This window comes from Mucilaginibacter sp. (assembly GCF_028288185.1).
GTDB lineage: Bacteria > Bacteroidota > Bacteroidia > Sphingobacteriales > Sphingobacteriaceae > Mucilaginibacter.
In genome coordinates, this window is record NZ_JAQBOF010000008.1 from 269495 (window position 1) to 291638 (window position 22144).

At 40.0% G+C, this 22144-nt stretch carries 17 protein-coding genes and 1 tRNA gene; 9 read left to right on the forward strand and 9 right to left on the reverse strand.

The annotated features are described in order from the left end of the window. The first annotated feature begins 332 nt into the window (after positions 1-332). From fucP to JWQ34_RS03715, 3 genes are all read left to right on the forward strand, one after another. Positions 333-1535 (forward strand): L-fucose:H+ symporter permease, encoded by a 1203-nt coding sequence (fucP, locus tag JWQ34_RS03705; RefSeq protein ID WP_299354050.1) that lies wholly within the window; start codon positions 333-335, stop codon positions 1533-1535. An 86-nt stretch (positions 1536-1621) separates the two neighbouring features. Beyond that, entirely contained in the window at positions 1622-2671 is a 1050-nt protein-coding gene (locus JWQ34_RS03710; RefSeq protein ID WP_299354052.1) for a LacI family DNA-binding transcriptional regulator, read from the forward strand. Positions 2672-2864: 193 nt separating this feature from the next. Continuing rightward, the gene (locus tag JWQ34_RS03715) at positions 2865-3638 is read left to right on the forward strand and encodes an SGNH/GDSL hydrolase family protein (RefSeq protein WP_299354053.1); all 774 of its coding nucleotides are present in this window, start codon (positions 2865-2867) and stop codon (positions 3636-3638) included. A 6-nt stretch (positions 3639-3644) separates the two neighbouring features. Here JWQ34_RS03715 and JWQ34_RS03720 read toward each other — a convergent pair whose 3' ends face one another. From JWQ34_RS03720 to JWQ34_RS03730, 3 genes are all read right to left on the reverse strand, one after another. After that, positions 3645-6002, reverse strand: coding sequence for an alpha-L-rhamnosidase C-terminal domain-containing protein (locus JWQ34_RS03720; protein WP_299354055.1), 2358 nt, complete (start codon positions 6000-6002; stop codon positions 3645-3647). A gap of 207 nt (positions 6003-6209) precedes the next feature. Continuing rightward, entirely contained in the window at positions 6210-8201 is a 1992-nt protein-coding gene (locus JWQ34_RS03725) for a sialate O-acetylesterase (protein ID WP_299354058.1), read from the reverse strand. A 249-nt stretch (positions 8202-8450) separates the two neighbouring features. Beyond that, a tRNA-Arg gene (locus tag JWQ34_RS03730) sits at positions 8451-8524 on the reverse strand. A 214-nt stretch (positions 8525-8738) separates the two neighbouring features. Here JWQ34_RS03730 and JWQ34_RS03735 point away from each other — a divergent pair. After that, positions 8739-9596, forward strand: a complete 858-nt coding sequence (locus JWQ34_RS03735; protein WP_299354061.1) for a BadF/BadG/BcrA/BcrD ATPase family protein — start codon at positions 8739-8741, stop codon at positions 9594-9596. A 141-nt stretch (positions 9597-9737) separates the two neighbouring features. Here JWQ34_RS03735 and JWQ34_RS03740 read toward each other — a convergent pair whose 3' ends face one another. Beyond that, the gene (locus JWQ34_RS03740) at positions 9738-10427 is read right to left on the reverse strand and encodes an NUDIX domain-containing protein (protein WP_299354064.1); all 690 of its coding nucleotides are present in this window, start codon (positions 10425-10427) and stop codon (positions 9738-9740) included. Between the two features lie 129 nt (positions 10428-10556). Here JWQ34_RS03740 and pfkA point away from each other — a divergent pair, with 129 nt between their 5' ends. Genes pfkA through gap form a run of 3 tightly spaced genes read left to right on the forward strand, consistent with a single transcriptional unit; the run spans position 10557 to position 13394 of the window. Then, complete coding sequence (gene pfkA / locus JWQ34_RS03745; RefSeq protein ID WP_299354067.1) at positions 10557-11543, forward strand: 6-phosphofructokinase; 987 nt, start codon at positions 10557-10559, stop codon at positions 11541-11543. Continuing rightward, positions 11543-12391 carry a hypothetical protein gene (locus JWQ34_RS03750; RefSeq protein WP_299354070.1) on the forward strand — a complete coding sequence of 283 codons (849 nt, stop codon included), beginning with the start codon at positions 11543-11545 and terminating at the stop codon, positions 12389-12391. The genes pfkA and JWQ34_RS03750 overlap by 1 nt, the downstream gene beginning before the upstream one ends. A 7-nt stretch (positions 12392-12398) precedes the next feature. Beyond that, positions 12399-13394, forward strand: coding sequence for a type I glyceraldehyde-3-phosphate dehydrogenase (gene gap, locus JWQ34_RS03755; RefSeq protein ID WP_299354073.1), 996 nt, complete (start codon positions 12399-12401; stop codon positions 13392-13394). 103 nt (positions 13395-13497) lie between these two features. Here the strand turns inward: gap and JWQ34_RS03760 are convergent, their stop codons facing one another. From JWQ34_RS03760 to JWQ34_RS03775, 4 genes are all read right to left on the reverse strand, one after another. Next, positions 13498-14829 (reverse strand): vanadium-dependent haloperoxidase, encoded by a 1332-nt coding sequence (locus JWQ34_RS03760; RefSeq protein WP_299354076.1) that lies wholly within the window; start codon positions 14827-14829, stop codon positions 13498-13500. Between the two features lie 22 nt (positions 14830-14851). Further along, entirely contained in the window at positions 14852-18178 is a 3327-nt protein-coding gene (locus JWQ34_RS03765) for a VCBS repeat-containing protein (RefSeq protein ID WP_299354079.1), read from the reverse strand. Between the two features lie 355 nt (positions 18179-18533). Beyond that, positions 18534-18920 (reverse strand): YtxH domain-containing protein, encoded by a 387-nt coding sequence (locus JWQ34_RS03770; protein ID WP_299354081.1) that lies wholly within the window; start codon positions 18918-18920, stop codon positions 18534-18536. 250 nt (positions 18921-19170) lie between these two features. Beyond that, entirely contained in the window at positions 19171-19365 is a 195-nt protein-coding gene (locus tag JWQ34_RS03775; RefSeq protein WP_144916608.1) for a cold-shock protein, read from the reverse strand. Between the two features lie 146 nt (positions 19366-19511). On the opposite strand from JWQ34_RS03775, the gene JWQ34_RS03780 reads away from it, so the two are divergent. Continuing rightward, positions 19512-19871: a hypothetical protein gene (locus JWQ34_RS03780; protein WP_299354087.1), complete on the forward strand. Its 360-nt coding sequence runs from the start codon at positions 19512-19514 to the stop codon at positions 19869-19871. A 112-nt stretch (positions 19872-19983) separates the two neighbouring features. Beyond that, entirely contained in the window at positions 19984-20751 is a 768-nt protein-coding gene (locus JWQ34_RS03785; protein WP_299354090.1) for a hypothetical protein, read from the forward strand. Positions 20752-20836: 85 nt separating this feature from the next. On the opposite strand, the gene lysA is transcribed toward JWQ34_RS03785, so the two are convergent. Beyond that, positions 20837-21997: a diaminopimelate decarboxylase gene (gene lysA, locus JWQ34_RS03790; RefSeq protein WP_299354093.1), complete on the reverse strand. Its 1161-nt coding sequence runs from the start codon at positions 21995-21997 to the stop codon at positions 20837-20839. Between the last annotated feature and the right edge of the window lie 147 nt (positions 21998-22144).

Consider the following 22144-nt stretch of genomic DNA (forward strand, 5'->3'; position numbering starts at 1 on the left):
CCCTCTTTCTAATCCGAAAATTTCGTGGAAGATAAAAGCCAGAGCTGACTTTAAGGCAAAGTCGTTAAAAACGATATATATACGGAACTAATTAGGTAAGCCGGCCTTCATTATGCAGTGAAAAATCAGCCTGTTGGTACAACCCGTTAACAACCTGTAAAATAAGGAGTGGATTTTTTAACGGTAACCAGGCATAAAAGAGAGCGGTCAAATTAAATAATTAAGCAAGATTTTAAAACTTGATAATTTTTTCGATTAATTTACGGCAGTTAAACTAATATACCAAAAGAAATATGGAGGTCAAGCCCAATTTTACCGAGCGTAAATATTTAATGATACTGCTATTTGTAACCTTACTTTTTTTACTTTGGGGGATAGCAATGTCATTGGGAGATACCTTGAATAAGCATTTCCAAAATGTACTGCATATATCAAAATCTAAATCAGCATATGTGCAACTGTCTTTATTTGGTGCTTATGCAGTAATGGGCATACCTGCGGGTTTATTTATGAGGAGATTTGGTTATAAATGGGGCGTGTTATTGGGCCTTTGTTTGTATTCTGTTGGAGCATTTCTTTTTGTACCCGCTTCAAACTCCGGTTCATTTGGCTTTTTTAGATTTGCTTTATTTGTTCTTGCATGTGGCCTTGCAACGCTTGAAACGGTAGCGCATCCCTTTGTAGCTGCATTAGGCGACCAGCGTACCAGCGACCAGCGGATAAATTTTTCCCAGTTTTTTAACGGGCTTGGGGGTATTATCGGCCCCGTAGTTGGTGGTTTTTTTATTTTAAAAGCTGGACAGACTCACTCAAATGATTTAATTGCTGTGAGAAATTTATATTTCGTTATCGGGACGACTATTGCTGTTGTAGCTGTTTTGTTTTCATTTGTAAAAGTTCCAGCGCTTTCAGATCCGCATTTAGTGGCTGTCGATTCTTATGCCGTAGGCTTTACCGAGCATATTCCAAAGAAGTTATTTCATCAAAAACATTTTGTGTTTGCGGCAATTGCTCAATTGTTTAATGTGGCTGCTCAGGGCGGCACGTGGGCCTATTTTATTAATTATGGTCATGACATCATGGGACTGTCGTCTGAGAAAGCGGGTTACTTTTTTGGACTAAGTATGCTGATGATGGTTTTAGGTCGTTTAGTAGGAACATTGTTGATGAGGTACGTTTTGGCGCCAAACAAATTGCTTTGGATATTTGCAGTTTGCAATATTGTAATGTGCCTGATCGTTGCTCAAAATTGGGGACCGGTATCATTTATTGCATTGATAATGATTAATTTCTTTTTCAGTATTATGTTCCCTACTATTTTCAGCCTCGGCCTGAAGGATTTAGGGAAATCAACAGAGCAGGCATCATCTTTTATCGTCATGGGGGTAGTTGGCGGCGGACTTTTTCCTTTTTTAATGGGGTGGGTGGCCGATCATAATGTCGCTACGGCATATTATTTGCCGATAATATGCTATATAGTTATATTTTTATTTGGCTTTATGTACCCCCGTTTAAAGCGCATTGTGATAAACTAATTGATTTATAAATAAATCGGCCGAAATAGCTTAATATAAAAAAAATATGAGTTATTACAGCATATATTTGAAAAAAGCTATTTAAAGTGAAGAAAAAGTTATCTATCGTTGATATTGCCAACAGCTTAAACGTATCCAAAACAACTATCTCTTTTATCCTGAACGGCAGAGCTAAGGAAAAGAGAATAGGCGCTGAATTAGTTGAGCGTGTTTTGAAATTTGTGGATGAGGTTGGGTACAAGCCGAACCACCTTGCAAAGAGCCTGCGTACTGGGAAATCGAACATTATTGGCCTTATGGTGGAGGATATTGCTAATCCCTTTTTCGCTAATATCGCCAGGCTGATAGAGGACCGCGCTTATAATAATGGCTATAAGATAATTTATTGCAGCACTGATAACAATACAGAGAAAACAAAAGATCTGATTGAAATGTACCGTGATCGGCATGTAGACGGTTACATTATCGCGCCGCCTGAGGGTATTGAGGATGAAATTAACTCGTTGATAAAGGCAGGGTTTCCGGTTGTTTTGTTTGACCGGAACATAGAGAACGTAAACGCAGATTACGTTATAGTTGATAATCTTTTTAGTACCTACAATGCGACAAAGCATTTAATAAGTCAGGGATATAAAAATATAGCTTATATCTCTTTTTTGTCGTCACAGGCACAGTTAACCCAACGGATGCAGGGCTATAAGAATGCTTTGAAAGAGCACAATTTAAAGCCTATTGTTAAAGAAGTATTATTTAATCATAATAATGATATTATCATGGATCCGATAAGAACATTTTTAAACAAGCGAAAAGGCGATATTGATGCCATCTTATTTGGCACGAACCATATTGGTGTTTGCGGACTCAGATTATTCAAGGAATTAGGCATAAAAGTGCCCGAAGATATTGCGGTGGTTTCTTTTGACGATTATGAGGTTTTTCAATTGTTTACACCACCTATCTCTGCGATTGCTCAACCCATTGTTCAAATAGCTGATAACGTGATCACTACTTTATTAAACAAGCTGAATCTTCCATTTAAAGATAAATCAGTTAAAACCATTATACTTTCAACCGAACTTAATATCCGAAGCTCATCCGCATCGACGAATAAAAAATTAAAAAAGCTGCTGGTGTAATTTGATTCTGGATGAAAATGAGAGTTTGCTAAATCGTTTTATTAGTTACATTCATTTGTTAGTGTTGTTTTTGCTAATTTCGAGTCATAATCGTTAAATTTTTGCGGATTGATCTATTTTACAAATCAAAAGTTTAATACTTGCATAACTTACTTCGATTACGCCTCAGTTTAAATATTGAAAATAAAAAACAATGAAATACCTTAAAATTTTAGCGCTGTTGTTATTTTGCCAAACGTCACTTGCTCAAATCGGTCAAAAACCTGTTGAAGAAAAGACTGAAGAGCAAAAAAAGAAAGAAGCCTGGGAAAACTTTCAAAAGGTTATTGAATACAGGATACATAACGACTGGGCCTGGTTGGGACGCTATGAGGGTGACAACCAAATGTTACCTTCACCTGCAATTGGTGAAAACCGCGTTATTTTTTTTGGTAACTCCATTACTGAGAACTGGATAACCATAGACCCTGGTTTTTTTAAATACAAAAATTATATCAACCGGGGCATTGGCGGGCAAACTACCCCGCAAATGCTGGTGCGTTTTCGGGAAGATGTGATCAATTTAAAACCCGAAGTTGTAATTATACTGGCAGGCATCAACGATATTGCCGAAAATACGGGCCCATCAAAAATTGAAAATGTAGCTGGTAATATTTTCTCAATGGTTGAACTTGCACAGATAAACCATATTAAAGTGGTTTTATCGTCAGTTCTTCCGGCATCCGCTTTTCCATGGCATCCGGGCATCAATCCGGTGCCAGGTATTATTAAATTAAATCAAATGCTGAAGGCATACGCCGAAAAAAATCAGCTGATTTATGTCGATTATTATTCGGCCACGGTAAACGGAGATAAAGGCTTTAAAAAAGAACTCACTGTTGATGGGGTACATCCCAATTTAGCAGGATATAAAGTTATGGAGCCACTGGCCGTGAAAGCGATAACAACAGCCCTGACAAACAATTAGTTTTGCCTAAATCAAAAATGAATTTCCACCTGCTTTGAGAACGTAAGCTTTTGTTTTCCAAACCAGGATCCCCGACGTTCCTTCAGGGAGCCTTATGTTGATTTGCCACTTACGGTTTTCTAATTTATAGCTAACTGAAACTTTTCCGTTAGGATGGGGTATACTACCACTCACATCGGTTAAAGTACCCAAATGCGGCACTATTTTTACTTTAACAAAACCCGGTGCATCGCTATTAATGCCCAATACCGTTTTAAAAAATTCAATATTCGGACTGCTACCCCATGCATGACAATCAGACCGCGAATTATTAATATCCGAGTACTCGGCCCAGGTCGTAAGGCCCATGGCTATATTTTCGCGGTAAATGCTCAGCCAGTTCATATAATCATTGCCCAAGCCCGCTTTTACCAGCGCCTGCCGCAGGTAATATTTAAAGTAAACGGTGCATAGCGTTAAATTTTTGCTGTTAAGCAACCCGTTGGCTACAGCCTGCATGTCTGCACCCTTTACTGTGCCTGTTAATATCGCCAGCGCATTAACATGTTGCGAAAACCCGTTTTTTTCTTTGGTATCGGCATACAATTTTTTTACAGGGTCCCAATATTTGCTTTGTATGGTGGCTTTTAACTGCGCGGCTCTTTGACCATAAATAACAGCGTAGTCATGCATGCCAATTTTGGCTTCCATTTCTGCCGCCCACTGGTACGCCCAAAGCAGTTGCAAGTCGTAAATAGCTGCACAGCCGTCTTTGCCCTTTATCCCCCCGCCCAAATTGCCGGCCCAGTCAACAAACGTCCAATATGGGAGGTCTTTTAACGAACCGTCCGGCTGCTGATATTTATTAAAAAAATTAAGGATATCCCGCGCGCCCACTAATTTATCTTTTATAAATTCATTGTCGTTACGGTACATCCAATAGTCATGCAGCATACCGATATACCATAAAGAGAACGGGGTAATGATCTGCGTACCTTTGGTAGGGTAACAACTCTTGGTAATGCCTTCGGCTAAACGCGAGTGGTCCATTAGGGAAAGGGCGTTACGCGCGAGCAGGTCATCGTTGGTATTGTAGTAAGATACCATGGCCTGTATGCGGGTATCGCCAATATATTGCAACTGCTCGTAATAAGGACAGTCTGTATAAGTTTCCCAGGCGTTAAGCCGCGCGGTACGCCAGCCAATATCCAGTATTTGCTTTATTTCGGTGTTATCTGTGTTAAATACCGCTGTCTGTTTAAAAGGATAGCCGGTAAAAGTGCCGTAAAGATCATCAATAACCAGCGGCTCATTGCCGGTTTGTACAAACACCCTGACGTAACGAAAAGTACGAAAGTTGAGCGTTGTAAACGACTGCCCCTGACTGCCGTTAGCAATCAGGCTGTCTTTTCGCCCTACAAATTCCTTACCCTCCACATCATTGCGGTTACTTTTGCGCGTACCGTTGCTGCCTTTATCGAAAAGCGCCTCGGCGTAGCCCAGAGATATCCCCGCACCCTTGCCGCCGCTAAAATTTAGCGTTACATAGGCATTGGTTTCAAAAGTTTGATCGAGCAACAACGAAACTGATGTATTGGCAGGTATCGTTAATGAGGTCTTTTGCTCCGGGAATGCCTGCGGAACACGCAGGCCGGTCGCACTGCGCAATTTTAGGATGCGCTGGTAGGTCATTTCCCTCGCGGGCAATGTTGAGGGCACCAATGCCCAGTCTATACCCCATGCCATGCCCTTGAGTTTTCCGTCCATTATTTTAGCCGCCAGGGGCCAGGCACTGTCATCATAATTTACCGATGTCCAATCGCCTTTAACAGCTTGATTCATATCTACCATTTCGCCTTTACTGGCCGCAAAGAAATAACCTGGGATAGGCTGATGCCCGATATCACGAATGCATTTCCAGGTATTGTTAGTGTTCAATATTTCTTCATTGGCGGAATTTCCTTGTATAATGAAAGCCGTTCGTACTGAAATCTGCGCTTCAGGACGGTATTGGGCCTCATTCCAAACGAGTGAAGCTACTGTATTTTTTCCTTTAGAGAGATATGGTGCGATGTCAACCGTTTCATAGTTCCAGTAGTAGGTATCGCCGCGTGCAGGGCCTAGGGATACGAGTGTGCCATTAACATATAGCTTGTAGCGGTTATCTGCAGAGACATGGATAATAAACGACGTGGGGTTGGCAACAAAATCTATACTTTTGCGAAAATAGTAGATGCCATACGAATTGCCGGCATCATTAGGTGCCGCTATCCAATTAGCATTCCAGGGTCGGTTATCGGTTTGAGCAGATGTGGATTGTGAATGACCGGATTGAATGTAAATTAAATTTGCAATAGCTAAAAAAAGTACAAAAAAATGTTTCATAAAGGCTGTATTTGGAATTGCTAAATCGATTTGTCAAGATAGAAAAAAAAATTGAATCCAATTTAAAATATGGACAATTTGAGGGGTTTTTTTGGCGAGAATCAAATTATTTAAATGTGCAGCAACTCGTTCACGTCTTGCATCTTTTTCCAGGCTAATTCAGCATCTTGTAATAAGTCTTTATGCCGTGCTGGTAAGTTTACCTATCTAAATATCGTACCAATCATCTGTACGAAAGGGTGAGGCTGGTAAATTCGCTCCATTATATAAATTGCAAGACGGGTTATTTGCCCAAGCATACCGCACTGCTACAGGGTTGGCAACATCGCCACTGTTGACTACGACTTTATTCCCGGATATAATAGCCCAAGCAGGGTGGAATTTTTTATCAGAACCTGCTATAGTAAATCCTTTTAAAGTGTCACCTTTTGCAATAAGGCCATTATCGGTATGGGTAAATTCCAATTCGATCTTGTTGCCATTAATTACCTGTGATTTATAAATCGGCCCCGAGTAAGGGATCTTTTCGCCGTAGGTTTTTGCGCGTGCTATTAATGCCAGTCGGCGGCCGGTTTCCTGCTTGTTTTGTGGGTGTATACGGTTGGCATCGCCGATATCAATGGTCACAGCCATGCCTGTATTAGGTATGCTAAGCGTGCTTAACTGGGCTTGGCGCAGGGCAGGCCAGTCGGCAGCGGGTGGCTGATCGGTGGCGGCATAATTTGCTATCTGTGCAAAATAAAACGGGAAATTGCCTTCACCCCAATTTTGTCGCCAATCATTAATTAACAGAGGGAACAGCCAGCGGTATTGCGTGGCCCTGTCGGCGTTGCTTTCGCCTTGGTACCAGATTACCCCTTTTATAGTATAGGGCAAAATGGGGTTTATCATGGCGTTATAAATAAGTGTCGGCCGATTAGGGCTGTTTGAAAGTGAAGGCGGTTGCGGCAATAGCATGAGCATATTGGCTTTGTGATAGCACCATTGGCCTGCTAAATCAAATTGACCAGTGGTATCAGTGGCTAATGACAACTGCAATGGGCCCTTGTTTATACCGCCAAGGCCGCCATTATCAAAAACACGTATGGCAATAGTATTATCGCCGGTTTTTACCAGATTGCCGGGTATGGTATAGCTGCGTTTATAATAAAAAGATTCCGTATGCCCGATTTCCACCCCATTAAAATAAGAAACATCGTAATCATCAATACCGCCCATGTTTAGATTTAAGTCCCTGCCGGCCCATGCTGCAGGAATTATGACCTTTTTCCTGAACCACATTGTACCGTCATAACCCGGAACGTGGGCTTGCTCCCAGTAAGTCGGTAGAATCATTTTTTGCCATGCGGAATCGTCAAAACCCGGTTCGGTCCAAAGTAGTTTACCCTGTTGAAAGCCCGGGTCTTTTGCATTTATAGAATCAATCCACCCACTTACCTCCATTTGATACTGCAGATCAAGCTTTTGTTGCGTAAGGCCGCCTTCGACAGCATTTACAAATGGAGCAAAGGCAGGCATTGTTTTTAAGGTGCTGCCACTGGCCCATGCTTCGGCAACGGTGCCTCCCCAGGTGCTATTTATAATACCCACAGGTATGTGCTTACCTACGAATAAATTCTTTGCAAAAAAATAGGCGACAGCAGAGAAATCACGTACAGTTTTTGGGGTACATATCATCCAGTCGCCTTTTGTTTGTAAGTTGGAAAGTGGTGTAAAGCTGGTTTTATTATCAATTTTCAGCATCCGTATTTCGGGGTAATTAGCCGCATCAGCCAACTCATAGTTCAGGTTCAGCACATCGCCATAAAAACCAGTTAACGGCATTTCCATGTTTGATTGACCTGAGCATACCCAGACCTCGCCTATCAAAATATTTTTCAAGATCGTTATTTTGCCATCATTAAAGGTTATTGTATAGGGTCCGCCGTAAATTGGGGTGGTTGCTTTTATTTCCCAGCTACCGTATGCATCCGCGGTAACTTTATAGGTTTTGTTGTTCCATGAGGTTATTATGGTAAAGTTTTTACCAGGAGTTTCAGTACCCCAAAGGTTCACTTTTGTTTGTTGTTGTAAAACCATATTATCGGTAAAACAGGCAGGCAGCATAACTTGGGCACAGCTGATATTAACAATAAAAAGAAATAAACCGGGCAGTAATATCTTATTTATAATTTTATTATAAAACGTTTTAGCAGTCATAGCACAAAACTATTAAAAATATATTAATGCAATTCACACTACCTTTTATATACAGCACCTTAAGTGGAAATCGAATCTTGAAAACGATAATTAAACCATCAGTAGTTCATAAAAACAGACCAGATTTAGAAACGGTGTAAAACCAGAAAGATAAAATTCGAACCACTTTTCGCTGCATGCTAACTGTTTGCTATGAGATTTTTATGGATATAAAAAAAGGAAACAACCAAAAGTGGTTGTTTCCTTAAGTGATCCCATCAGGATTCGAACCTGAGACCTACTGATTAGAAATCAGTTGCTCTATCCAGCTGAGCTATGGGACCATCGCGAATGGATTTCGCGGTGCAAAGATGCAAAAATCTGCTAAAAATAAACCAGGAATTTCACTTTTATTTATTGCACCGGCTATTAACTTAGCTAAAAGTATAACCTAATATTAACATAAAGCATAAGGTTGGTCATAATTTTTTAGATACAAGTATTTAAATTACAATAAGAAGTTATACATTTAGCCACTATTTTAAAAAACTTAAAGGTATGATCATAATTGCTGACGGCGGTTCAACCAAAACGAACTGGTGTTTACTAAACGAGGATGGTAAAAAGGTGTATTTTAATACAGAGGGCTATAACCCTTACTTTTCAAGTATTGAGTACATTGTTAATTCATTAAATGAAAGTTTACCTATTGATCTTGAAAAAGATAAAATAACCGAGGTAAATTACTACGGTGCAGGTTGCTCGACTGCCGACAAACGCAAACAGGTAGAAGATGCTATGAGCCTGGTTTTTACAAAGGCCAAAGTAAATATAGGCCATGACTTGCTTGCAGCAGCCCGTGCATTGCTAGGCAGAACTGCTGGTTTTGCCGCTATATTAGGTACCGGTACCAATACCTGCCTTTATGATGGTAAAGACATTGTAAACAATATTGATTCGGGCGCTTATATTTTGGGCGATGAAGGTAGTGGCTGCTACATAGGCAAAAAATTATTAACCGATTATATAAGAGGTTATATGCCTGAGGCTGTACGTGCGTTGTTTTGGGAGACTTTTCAACTAACACCTGATGATGTGAATGAGCAAGTTTATACCAAACCTTTAGCAAATCGTTTTTGCGCCAGCTTTAGCAAGTTTGTTTACGACAATAATGTCCATATTGAATATTCGCGTAACCTGGTTAGAACTTCGTTCGAAGATTTTTTCAAGAACCTGGTAACACATTATCCCGATTATCAAAAATATACTTTTAATTGCATTGGTTCTGTTGGTTATAACTTCCGTAATGTTTTAGAAGAAGTTGCTACAGAAAACGGAATGGTAGTTGGTAACATTATACGCTCACCTATAGATAGCTTAGTTAAGTTCCACATGGAGCTGGCCTCAGAGGTATAGGGAGAGAGAATCAAGAAGTAAGAGTCAAGAATCAAGATGGGTTATCCATTTTAGTTCTTGACTCTTTTTTATGCCGATTTTTTTTCAAAAAAAGAGCCAAAATATAATCTTGGCTCTTGATTCTTGTATCTTGACTCTAAATTAAGCTGTCAATTCATTCTGAAATATCTTGGCGTATTTGCGTTTGTCAAACTTATACAGTTTAGCGGCGCGATAGGATACGCCTTTTTGTTTTTCAACCAATTCTTTCAAAAAGCCGTAGCTTAACATCTTTTTGCGGAAGTTACGTTTGTCAAGCTTCTTGTTTAAAATAGCTTCGTACAAACCTTGCAGTTGGGTAAGTGTAAATTTTTCGGGCAATAAGTCAAAAGCTATGGGTTGATGGTTTAAACGTCGGCGTATTTTGCTAAAGCCGTTATTAAATATCTCAGTATGGTCAAACGCCAGTTTGGGTAAGCTGTTAACAGGATGCCACACGGCTTTACGGGCATATTGGGTTACAGGCCTTAATTCTTTTTGCCCGTTAATGCGTATCAATGCATAATAACCTACAGTAATCACTCGCCCTTGCGGGTGGCGGTTAACTTCGCCAAAGGTGTGGAACTGTTTCATCTGCAGATCGCGCAGGCCGGTAAGTTCATATAGTATCCGGTCAGCAGCATCATCCAGGCTTTCATCCTGCTTTACAATATCACCGGGTAAGGCAAACCAATCTTTAAAAGGTTCGTCATTACGTTCTATTAAGAGTATTTTAAGTTCTCCGGCTTCAAAGCCAAAAATTAAACAGTCAATAGAGAACACTGACTCAAACGAAGGTAATTTGTCTTCCAAAATGGCGTTATAATTAAGTTTGTAATTTATTAATTTAATAGGCTTTACAGGCATCAAAAATAAATAAAAATAAATTTAACGGTGTAATTTTCACACCTTATATTCGTGCAAAATTTTTTTGGTAAAAAGATGCGTAAAATTTCGAAAATTGGGGTACTTACATCAGGCGGTGATGCACCGGGAATGAACCCGTGTATCCGGTCGGTTGTACGTACGGCTATATATAACAAATTACAAGTTGTTGGTATAAAGCAGGGATATAAGGGAATGATCGAGAATGATATGTATGATATGGAAACCCGCTCTGTAAGTAACATATTAAATTTAGGCGGAACTATATTAAAAACTGCGCGTTGCCTGCCTTTCCGTACGGACGAAGGTATGGAAACCGCCTACCAAAATATAAAAGCACAAGGTATTGACGGATTGGTAGTGATAGGGGGGGACGGAACTTTTACAGGGGCACTACGTTTTTCGCAAAAGTATCCGGATATATCTGTAATAGGTATACCGGGCACAATTGATAATGACCTGTACGGCTCTACCTATACTTTGGGTTTTGATACCGCAACAAATACTGTTATTGAAGCTATTGATAAAATACGTGATACTGCCGACTCGCATGATCGTCTATTTTTTGTTGAAGTGATGGGCCGCGACTCGGGCGCTATTGCTTTGCGTGCCGGTATATCATGCGGAGCAGAAGCTATTTTATTGCCCGAGAAATCAACAGCTATTGATGACCTGATCAAGCAATTAAAACACAGCGAATCCAATAAAAAGTCATCCAGCATAGTTATTGTTGCCGAAGGTGATAAAACCGGTGGTATTTATGACCTTGCTAAACGTGTTCAAGAAGAGATAACCAACTACGATATAAAAGTTACCGTGCTTGGCCACTTGCAAAGAGGTGGCGCGCCAAGTAGCTTTGACCGTGTATTGGGCAGCCGTTTAGGCTTTGCAGCCGTTAACGCGCTAATTGCAGGCCACAGCCAGAAAATGGTTGGGTTGGAAGCAAATCATATTAAATTAACCCCGCTTGATGAGGCATTGAGCCATCACGACTTTAAGCTGGAAGCAGATCTGTTACAAATGGTGGAGGTACTTTCCATATAATGATCGCGGTTGTATATAGCGGATCAAATCATGCTGACTGGCGACTTTCAGATAAAGGAAGAACTATTGCGTCCTTTAAAACAAATGGTATCAATCCCTATTTTATTGATGAGAAACACATCATACAACTACTCAACAAAAACATTAATTTGATACATCATGCCGAAGAAATAAAGCGTATTTATTTTTTTGGTGCCGGTTCATCATCAAAAGAGTTGCAGGCTATAGTGCATAATGCACTTTCCACATTTTTTAAATTTGGTAAGGTAACTGTATCGCATGATATTGAGGGCGCAGCTATTGCCTGTTGCCGCAACACGCCGGGCATTATCGGTATCTGCGGCAGCGGATCAAACGCGGCCTGGTATGATGGCCGCAAGGTTAAACCTAATAACTATGGTTTAGGCTATATTTTGGCTGACGAAGGATCAGGTAACTGGTTGGGCAAACAGTTGATAAAGGCTTTCATGAACGAAACGCTACCCGAAAACCTGCGGAAAAAGTTTGTGCATAAATATGAGGCCGACCGTAAAACGCTACTGGAAAAAGTCTATCGTCAAAAACAAACCGCCTTATATTTAAGCTCGTTCAGCGAGTTTTATATAGAGAACGATGGCGATGAATATCTTAAAAACGTCATAAAAGACGGATTTAATAGACTTATAACCACATACTTGTTACCTTTACATAAGCAATACCCGCAAGCGTATTTACATTTTGAAGGCTCGGTAGCTTTCGCTTTCCAGGATTACCTGCGGGAGACGACTGCCGAAGCCGGGCTTGAAATAGCGGGCATTATAAAAGAACCTATAAACAATCTATTAACGTATTATTCAAATAAAAATTAAAAAAATCATGAAAATAGGAATTAACGGTTTCGGCCGTATTGGCCGCCTGGCATTCAGAGCTGCAATTGAAAGATCAGACATTGAAGTTGTTGGTATAAATGACCTTGTTGAGCCTGATTACATGGCTTACATGTTAAAATACGATTCAACTCACGGTCCTTTTAAAGGCACAATTGCTGTTGAAGGCGGACATTTGGTTGTAAACGGTAAAACTATACGTGTAACTGCAGAGAAAGACCCTGCTAATCTTAAATGGGGTGAAATAGGTGCAGAAATAGTTATCGAATCGACCGGTTTATTTTTGACATTAGAATCAGCACAAAAACATATTGACGCAGGCGCTAAAAAAGTTGTTATGAGCGCTCCGGCAAAAGACGATACCCCTACGTTTGTAATGGGTGTTAACCATAAAAGTTTAACTGCCGCGCATACTATCGTATCAAATGCATCATGTACCACTAACTGTTTGGCGCCAATTGCTAAAGTGTTAAATGATAGCTTCGGTATTGAAGAAGGTTTAATGACCACTGTACACGCGGTTACTGCTACTCAAAAAACGGTTGATAGCCCATCGGCTAAAGATTGGAGAGGTGGCCGTGGTGCTTACCAAAACATCATCCCTTCATCAACTGGTGCTGCTAAAGCGGTAACTTTGGTATTGCCTGAGTTAAAAGGTAAATTAACAGGTATGTCTTTCCGTGTTCCGGTTGCCGACGTATCAGTTGTTGATTTAACAGTACGTTTGAAAAAAGGTGCTTCTTATGAGCAAATTAAAGCAGCTATGAAAACAGCATCAGAAGGCGACTTAAAAGGAATTTTAGGTTATACCGAAGATGACGTAGTATCTGAAGATTTTAAAGGTGATCCACGCACATCAATATTTGATGCTAAAGCGGGTATAGCTTTAAATGACAACTTTGTTAAAGTTGTATCATGGTATGATAACGAGTGGGGTTACTCAAACAAATTGATCGACCTTGTTCAAGAATTAGGTAAATTATAAATCAAAATACCTTTAAAGGATAAAAAAGTTTAAAATTTATATACAAACAAAATAGGCTGCCTTTTGAAGGTAGCCTATTTTGTTATTGCCAATTTTATGATACTCACATCACCGGTACCATATTATGGCCCTTAAGCTTAGTAACTATAAAGTTGCCCACACCTTGCCCCAAAGCTACGCCGTTGGTATTGCCATCCATAAAGTGGATGCCGCCCCAATAACGGCTCATGGCTGCTTCTGCAGCCGCTTGTTTGAAAGAGGTAAAGTTACGCGGAGTTAATCCGTAAGTTTCCTCAACCGAATCAGTAAATTTGTAATCAGGACCAAAATAATAGGTTAAAATAATAGATGATGTGGCCGAGATGCAGCTATGCCCGCTCGGATATTCGGGAAATGGCGGGGTTTGAAGCATCGGTTTCCAGTTGGGGTCTATCAGTTTACGTATCGCAGTTTCAGGCCTTATCCTATTGCTTCTGTACTTTTCATCCCAACAGCCTATAAAACTGTCGGTAAGCCCAAATGCTACCATACTATAAATTTCCATCGATTTAGAGAAGTTTAATTTAGACTGCTGGCAAGCTATGCCGGTTATACCCATCCAATGCGCCCCCGGCGATATTTTTTTCATACCTACCATTAAATGGCCTTCGTTTTTTATAGCAAACGGATTACAATCCCAAAATCCGGCAATAATTCTATGCTCTGGGGTAAGGCCCGAGGCGCCATCTATATAATTACCTTTCAACATTTTAAAGAAGGCCGAATTCTTGTCTTTTGAAAAAGGTACCGGTAGTACCGGCTTAAACTGGGAGCAGCTGTCAATAATAAAGGTCCTGATAGTTTTAAAATATGGTTCTACCGGTGCAAAGAAAGCGGGTGGCGTGGGATACCACGTGCCTTCTTTACCAACTGGTGTATACCGTGGATAATTACTGATGCGGTTATAGCGGTCAGATTTAACATATGACATCACCTGTTTTACAACCTGGTTAGCGTATGACTGCGAATGCTCAATAACATCATCGCTAAAACCAATTTTGCGGCATGAGTCTAAAAAGAGTTTTTCGAAATCTTTAAACAGCCTGCCTGATGGCTGCATTTTTTTAGCAGTACCACTCATTGCTAATATGGCACTAAGTTGAGGCGAGTATTCGCCCGAGTCAAGCGGTTTTTTAATATCGGGGAACTTATTTAAAAGCCCCTTTAATGGTAACACTTTCTTATCATTAAAAGACAGTACTGTATAGCCCGAAATGCAGGCATACGAATAAAACCGTGCAGCTAACGGCGGATTAGTAACATCATGGATCATGAACTTTGTCATATTATCCAATACTTTAGCAATGTCTTTATTACTTAACTGCGGATAGCTTTGGTGTTTTTTACAGGCAAACAAGCAGCTAAGTAAAGCAGTGTAAATTATTAATCGTTTCAATTGTGTATAATTTTTATATAGGTTATAATTTACTTTTTTTAAACTTAAAAGCTCTCATTTTTTGCTGATTGATACCTACAAACAAAGTATTGTTGACAGTGATCACACTTCTGACATCGCCTTTTAGTTTTAAGCCGCTTTGCTGCTCAGGCACGTACTTAAACCCGCCTTTGCCATCGCCTTTAAACAATATACCATGGTTGGCATCGTATCGCCCAAAACGAATACGCGATTGATAGATATTGCCGCAAAGCAAAAGATCTTTATGTCCATCACCGTCATAATCAAGTGTGGTAATGGTGTAAACCGGCGAATACTGGGCCTGCACAGGCAATGCTTTCTCTTTGAATTTGCCGCTCGCTGTGCTTTCAAAATAAGCCGTTGCTAAATAATTGGTTTTTAATATTTTGGCTCCCCGTATTTCATCGGCGGTAAACACATCATTAATACCGGCATCGGCATAGCTTTTATAATCAGAGAAACGGCCACGCATAATGCTCATCTGGTCTAACAGTTCATCCCTGGTAAGGTAGGGGTAACTTTTGCCCATAACATAAAAGCAAAGTATGGGGTCTATCGCACCGTTATCATCAAAATCTTTATAGTAAAGTTCGGCAGGTTCGGAGTCGCTTACTTTACATTGACTGTTAAGCCCCAGGTTGCCTACTACCAGGTCTGGTTTACCATCGCCATTAAAATCCTCTACCTTTAAGCTATTCCACCAACCCGTGTATTGCTTATCAAAATATTGATCGGTGTGGTTTTTTAGTTTGCCTCCCTGATTTAAGAAAACACTAATGGGCAGCCAGTCGCCCACCAATACCAGGTCTTGTTTTTTATCGGCATTCATATCAATCACTGCCGCGTCGGTCACCATGCCGATATATTCCAGATCCGGAGCAATGCTTTTGATCTGATCTGTAAAATGCCCCTTGCCATCATTAATAAGCATGAAACTCTTAGGCGGTTCGGGGTACCTTGAACCAGAGTTACGGCCGCCTACAAACAGGTCGGGTTTGCCGTCGCCGTTAAAGTCGCCAACGCGCGCGCAGCTCTTACTTACCAGCATTGCGGGTAAAGCACCCGTAGCCTTTACCATGTTTCCTTTACCGTCATTAAGGTATAGCCTGTCCTGAAATAGTGGATCGGCATCTTTAAAATTAGCATAGCCACCGCTTACCACATATAAATCAATATGCCCATCGCCGTTGGCATCAAAAAATACCGCGTCGGCATCCTGGCTTTCTTTGTCGGCCACAAAGGGCTGCTGGTTTTTAATATACTTACCACCACGTTGTTGTATAAACAATGTACCGGCCTCTTTACCATCGCCGCCAATATATACATCTTCCAGCCCATCACCGTTTACATCGCCCTTGGCCATACACGGACCCACAAATGAAAGCGGGTTAACCAGTTGCGGCTGGCGCTTAAAATCGTTTATCTCATTAGGCTGCTGTGTTGATGTTAGCGGCGATGATATCTCTTTGAATACTGGCGGTACCGCCGCAGGTTTTTGATAGGTAGTTGTAGCTTCGCTTTGCCTTAATGTTATTAGTTGATTAGCTGGCACATTTTTTATAACCTGTTGTTTGCCACCAACCCATACTACCCTTACTGAGTCAATTTTTTTATCACCGCCCAAACCAAAATGCAGCTGTGCAGATACTGACGACAAGTACCCCGCTGAGGGCATTTCTTCAATAACTTGTTGCCTGCCGTTATTAAACACGGTTACTAATGCGCCTATACCACCAGTGTTTTTGCCGGCTCCAACTAACTTTACGTTGAGGTAATGGTTAGCTGGATTGCCCATGTTTTTATATATAAACGCAGAGCGATTGATGTTGTTTATCACCAGATCCAGATTCCCATCATTGTCCAGGTCACTATAAACTGCGCCATTACTGTTTGATGGAATGTTAACGCCCCAGGCAACCCCTTTATTGGTAAAATTAAGCCCCCCGTTATTTTTAAAGATGTAGTTTTTAACGTCGGACGAAGGCATGTTACTTAGCATGTCTAATACGTGCCTGGGTTCTATTTCGCCATTAATGCTCGCAAAATAACTTTCATTGAACTTGATAACGTCCATGTTGGTAAAATCGCGCATGTAACCGTTTGTAACATACAGGTCTTTCCATCCGTCGTTATCATAATCGGCAAATAGAGGTGCCCAGCTCCAATCTGTATTTGAAATACCGGCCAACTGGCCTATCTCACTAAATGTACCATTGCCATTGTTAATATGCAACATATTGCGCATATATTGGTAATAAAAACCATTGCGTAAGTTAATATTAAAGGCTTCATAATTGTCCACACTTGACAGTAGTTTTTGCCTTTTATTATCTTCGGGAAGCATATCAAGGGTGAAAATATCAGGAAGGCCGTCATTGTTAACATCTGTTATACTGTTACCCATCGAAAAAAAGCTAATATGATCAACCGTGTTGCGCATTTTATCAGTAAAAGTGCCGTCGCCATTGTTGATATACATCTTATCTGGGATAGAGAAGTCGTTGGATAAATAAATATCCAGCAAGCCGTCACAATTGATATCGGCAATAGCGGCACTTAAGCCAAAAGAAAGCGTCGACATATCTAGCCCGGCTTCTTTGGTTACATCTTTAAAATGGCCGTTATCATTTCTATACAATTTTGAGCACGCCTGCGGATCTACTGAGTTTTTTAATTTCTGAATGACGGCATCATCCATATCATGCAATGCCTTGATGTTTTCATTTACCAAAAGAAGATCGAGGTCGCCGTCACCGTCATAATCGAAAAAGTAAGATTGGGTACTATACGACGAATCGGCGAGGCCGTACGATTCTGCTTCGTCTTTAAATATTGGTACACCACGCGAATCCAAACCCTGATTAATAAAAAGCTGATTCTTACGGCTATCGCCGTCGCCTTTGCCAGAATAGCATTGGTAAATGTCTAATTTACCATCACCGTTAACGTCAACCATATTTACACCGTTCTTCCAGCCGTCGTCTCGTCCTGCTACGCCAGCTTGGTCGGTAATATCATCAAACTTCATATTACCACGATTTAGATACAATTTATTCGGAGTCATATTACCCGAAAAATATATGTCTTCTAAGCCATCGCCGTTAATATCGCCAACGGCTATACCACCGCCATTATAGAAGGCCTGATAGTTTAAAATATTTTTGTTAAAATCTTCTGTGATCTGATTATTAAACAAAACACCTGTTTTAGAAGAATCCAGTAATGTAAAGAGTGGTTTTTCTGTCGCGATATTTGAATTATCCTTGTCTGAACGGCCACACCCGGATAAAATAGCAATACAGCAAATAGCTACGTAAATTTTTAACATATAGGGGTTCTAATATTAAGTATAATAGTCATTCCTTTCATGAAACAGTAGTTTACTATGAAAAATAGTGCATAAATCCCAGTATGGATACCGGGGAAAATGCACAGCAATAACGCTAACAGCTTCCTTTAATACTTTTATAATTTATAATGGTTTGTCGGTACTTAGCAGTTACCGGGTGTGTTATTATTTGTATCTAACAAATCAATGACATGTGTTAAATATATAACATTATTTTTTTTAATTCATAAAAAATTATTACCAACATAAAAACAAAAAAAAAGACTGCCTTATTTAAGGCAGTCTTTTTTTTTGTTTTTATGTTGATTACCGTTCTATTGAACAATAATGCATTTTAAGCTTGTTGAATAGAATCATTCACATCATCAGATGCGCTTTTTACTTTTGATTTTGTTTTTTCAACATGATTACGGGCATCATCAGCAACATCATTTACTTTCGATCTGATCTCGTCTGATACGCCGTCTCTGTAGTTATACAAATCATTAACAGCATCGCTGTATTTTGATTTAACCCGGTCTACTAAGTTACTGCCATAGTCTTTTAAACTGTCAGATGCAGTACGGGCCTTATCTTTTGCTTTGCCGGTTAAATCATCCGCATAACCAGCTAAACTGCCTCTTGTGCTTTCACCACTATCCGGTGCAAATAATAATCCTAATACCGCTCCTGCGGCTGCACCTACTAATAAGGCTGCTATAAGTTTTGATTGATCTTTCATAATATTGTTCATTTGTGTTGCTGTTATAATTAATACAACAACAGTGCCAAGCTTCAATCCAACTCCTTTCGAAGTGAGAGGGGGCTTTAATATGTATTTAAAATTGCACTCTATGTTTAGCAAGTGTAATAATAACGTTAATTGCACCCTGCAAATCACTCCCTCTCCTTTGGAGAGGGCCGCGGTGAGGCAAAAAAAAACATCCGCCCATTGGGCGGATGTTTTTGAATACGTCTAGAAAATATTATAATTAAATAACTTTTACATTTACCGCATTAAGGCCTTTTCTGCCGTTCTCTACTTCGAACTCAACTTTATCGTTTTCACGGATTTCATCGATTAGACCTGTTGAATGAACAAATACATCCTGACCACCACTGTTTGGTGTAATAAATCCGAATCCTTTTGTTTCATTAAAAAATTTTACTGTTCCTTCTTTTTGCATTATTTTATTTATTAAAGTGCGCAAGGTACGCATAATTATCTGTAACAATTGCAATGCACAAGTAATTATAATGGGCGCTACTATAATACCCGGCTTTTATCAGCCGTTATAAATCGTATTTTTACGGTAGATCATAAATATAAAACATGAAAAAAATCATCGGGCTTGCGGGCCTTTTTATAGCGGCATTTGCCATAACCTCATCAGCTCAAAGTATAACTGCAAAAGAAGCGGCCAAGCATTTAAACGAAAAAGTAATGGTTTGCGACCAGGTTTACGGCGGTAAATTTTTAAGCAGTTCAAATATTACGTTGATAGATGTAGGTGGCAGTCATCCTAACGAGTTACTTACCCTGATTATCAAAGGCGATGACCGCAAAAAGTTTAAGACAGCCCCCGAAGAAACCTTTAAAGGCAAAAAGGTATGTATAACCGGGCAAATAATTGATTATAAAGGCAAACCGGAAATTATGATTACGGATACCTTGCAGATAAAACTGCAGTAGTTGGATTATTTAATGAAAGCATTTATTTTCGACCTGAACGGTACCATAAGCTGGTAAATTATTAATGCCAAATTAAATATGTTGTATATTAGGGTAAGTTTATCTTAGATCTATGAATAATAAATATCTGTTGTTACTATGCGGGGTGGCCACATTATTTGCCTCATGTACCCGTGTTTATTCACCGGCGCTTTATCACCAGGATATCGCGTATCAGCCAAAGCCAACCTCGTTTGATAAAGAAAAAATAGCTACTTATGTTTCGGCAGGGATGAATACTTATACTAACAGTAGCTTTAACGATGCGGTGGTAAGTGGCCAGCTTAATTTAAGTCAGGGTATGGTGTTTGATAATTTTAACTTTTCTTATGGTGCTTTCGCGTCTTTTGGTGATTATCAAAACGGGTCAAGCGATACCAAATCGGCAGCTTATTTTAAGGACAAGTTTTTTGGAGCCGTAGGTGGCCGGGCATCCATTAATGCCTATATACACAATGATAGGGCCGACTTTAGGTTTATTGGTGTAGAGGCCGCGTTTAGCCATGAGTTTGGCGATTATGCTCCATACCGGCAGATGCTGCAAAACTTAGGCGGCTTTTATGTTGATCCGCGTGTTGATTTGTTTAGTATAGGCCTAACTACCGAAGTGATATTCCACAATCGCGATAATACCGATTTTCAACATGGCATCCGTGGCTTTTTAGGCACCACCTTTGGCCACAATAATTTAAATGATACTTACTATACACACGAAACTGCCACTACTAAAATGTTTCGTAGCCTTTATCCAAAAGCCAGCTATTTTATAAAGTTTAAAGATTACTTCGGCACAATAGAAGCCGGTAGTGGGGTATTGTTGAGGGTGGGGTATAAGTTCTGACTAGGATTTTCAGGATGAAAAGATTATAGGATAACAATTATACAATCCATCTTATAATCTTCCCGTCCTAAATCCTGATTAAATCCTAGTCTGAGTACACGCTTTGCACCCTATCACGTAAGTTATAGCCTGATGCCATCACCTCGCCATAAGCGCCTGCGGTGCGTATAGCTATCAAATCGCCGCGAAATGATTCCGGCAACTCCACATCCTTACGGAAACAATCTGTGCTTTCGCATATCGGGCCAACAACATCGTAAGCTAAGTTTTGAGTTTTGAGTTTTGAGTGTTGAGTTAGGTTCTCTATCTCATGATAAGCCTGGTATAGCATTGGGCGAATTAATTCGGTCATGCCAGCATCCAACACCAGGAAGTTCTTTTTCTGGCCGTTTTTAACGTATAGTACTCTTGATATTAAAGAAGCACATTGTGCCACTAACGCGCGGCCCAGTTCGAAGTGAACCTCTTGTCCCGGTTTTACATTTAAAAAGTCTTTAAATACTTTAAAATAACTTTCAAAATCGCTTATGGTATTGGTATCCGGATTATGGTAATCAACCCCCAGGCCACCACCGGCATTTAAAATTTTTACAGGGAAGCCATGATCTTCAAACCAGTCCTGTATTTCATTTATCCGTATACAAAGGCTTTTGTAAACCTCCATATCTGTTATTTGTGAGCCGATATGGAAATGAATGCCCAGAAACTGAATATTACTGCAAGCACGTAAGGCTATAATAACATCATCCAATTGCCAGGTGTTAATACCGAATTTGTTTTCGTCTAATCCGGTAGTAATAAAATGGTGGGTATGCGCGTCAACATTAGGGTTGATACGGATAGCAACTTTAGCAGTTTTATTTTTGGCTTTCGCCAGATCATTAATAATATGCAGCTCTTGTACAGATTCTACGTTGAAGCAAAATATATCACCGTCAAGCGCCAGGTTTATTTCTTTGTCTGATTTACCCACACCTGCAAACACAACTTGCTTATTGCTAAAGCCATGTTCAATAGCCGCTTTAACCTCGCCGCCGCTTACGCAATCGGCACCAAAACCAAACGACTGTATCATGTCCAAAACCTTTGGATTAAAATTAGCCTTCAGCGCATAATGCACATGAAAACCATATTTAGCCGAAGCAATATGGCAAGCCTGTAAAGTTTGGCGTAACACCTCCATATCATAATAATAAAAAGGTGTTTCGGTATTGTTAAAACGAGTTATAGTATTTGGATTGAACATTGGGCCCCCTCTAATTCTCCCCCGGTAGGGGAGACTTTAATTTTGTTTTAGTAAAATATATCTGTTAAATCTTTTAAACATAATAATTATTTGCTCCCTCGCCCAAAAGGGCGATTTTTAAAAGTCTCCCCTACCGGGGGAGATTTA

Coding starts and splice junctions, on each gene's coding strand:
- fucP (WP_299354050.1), top strand. CDS start 333: ATGATACTGCTATTTGTAACCTTACTTTTTTTACTTTGGGGGATAGCA.
- JWQ34_RS03715 (WP_299354053.1), top strand. CDS start 2,865: ATGAAATACCTTAAAATTTTAGCGCTGTTGTTATTTTGCCAAACGTCA.
- JWQ34_RS03720 (WP_299354055.1), bottom strand. CDS start 6,002: ATGAAACATTTTTTTGTACTTTTTTTAGCTATTGCAAATTTAATTTAC.
- JWQ34_RS03725 (WP_299354058.1), bottom strand. CDS start 8,201: ATGACTGCTAAAACGTTTTATAATAAAATTATAAATAAGATATTACTG.
- JWQ34_RS03735 (WP_299354061.1), top strand. CDS start 8,739: ATGATCATAATTGCTGACGGCGGTTCAACCAAAACGAACTGGTGTTTA.
- pfkA (WP_299354067.1), top strand. CDS start 10,557: ATGCGTAAAATTTCGAAAATTGGGGTACTTACATCAGGCGGTGATGCA.
- JWQ34_RS03750 (WP_299354070.1), top strand. CDS start 11,543: ATGATCGCGGTTGTATATAGCGGATCAAATCATGCTGACTGGCGACTT.
- gap (WP_299354073.1), top strand. CDS start 12,399: ATGAAAATAGGAATTAACGGTTTCGGCCGTATTGGCCGCCTGGCATTC.
- JWQ34_RS03765 (WP_299354079.1), bottom strand. CDS start 18,178: ATGTTAAAAATTTACGTAGCTATTTGCTGTATTGCTATTTTATCCGGG.
- JWQ34_RS03770 (WP_299354081.1), bottom strand. CDS start 18,920: ATGAAAGATCAATCAAAACTTATAGCAGCCTTATTAGTAGGTGCAGCC.
- JWQ34_RS03775 (WP_144916608.1), bottom strand. CDS start 19,365: ATGCAAAAAGAAGGAACAGTAAAATTTTTTAATGAAACAAAAGGATTC.
- JWQ34_RS03780 (WP_299354087.1), top strand. CDS start 19,512: ATGAAAAAAATCATCGGGCTTGCGGGCCTTTTTATAGCGGCATTTGCC.
- JWQ34_RS03785 (WP_299354090.1), top strand. CDS start 19,984: ATGAATAATAAATATCTGTTGTTACTATGCGGGGTGGCCACATTATTT.
- lysA (WP_299354093.1), bottom strand. CDS start 21,997: ATGTTCAATCCAAATACTATAACTCGTTTTAACAATACCGAAACACCT.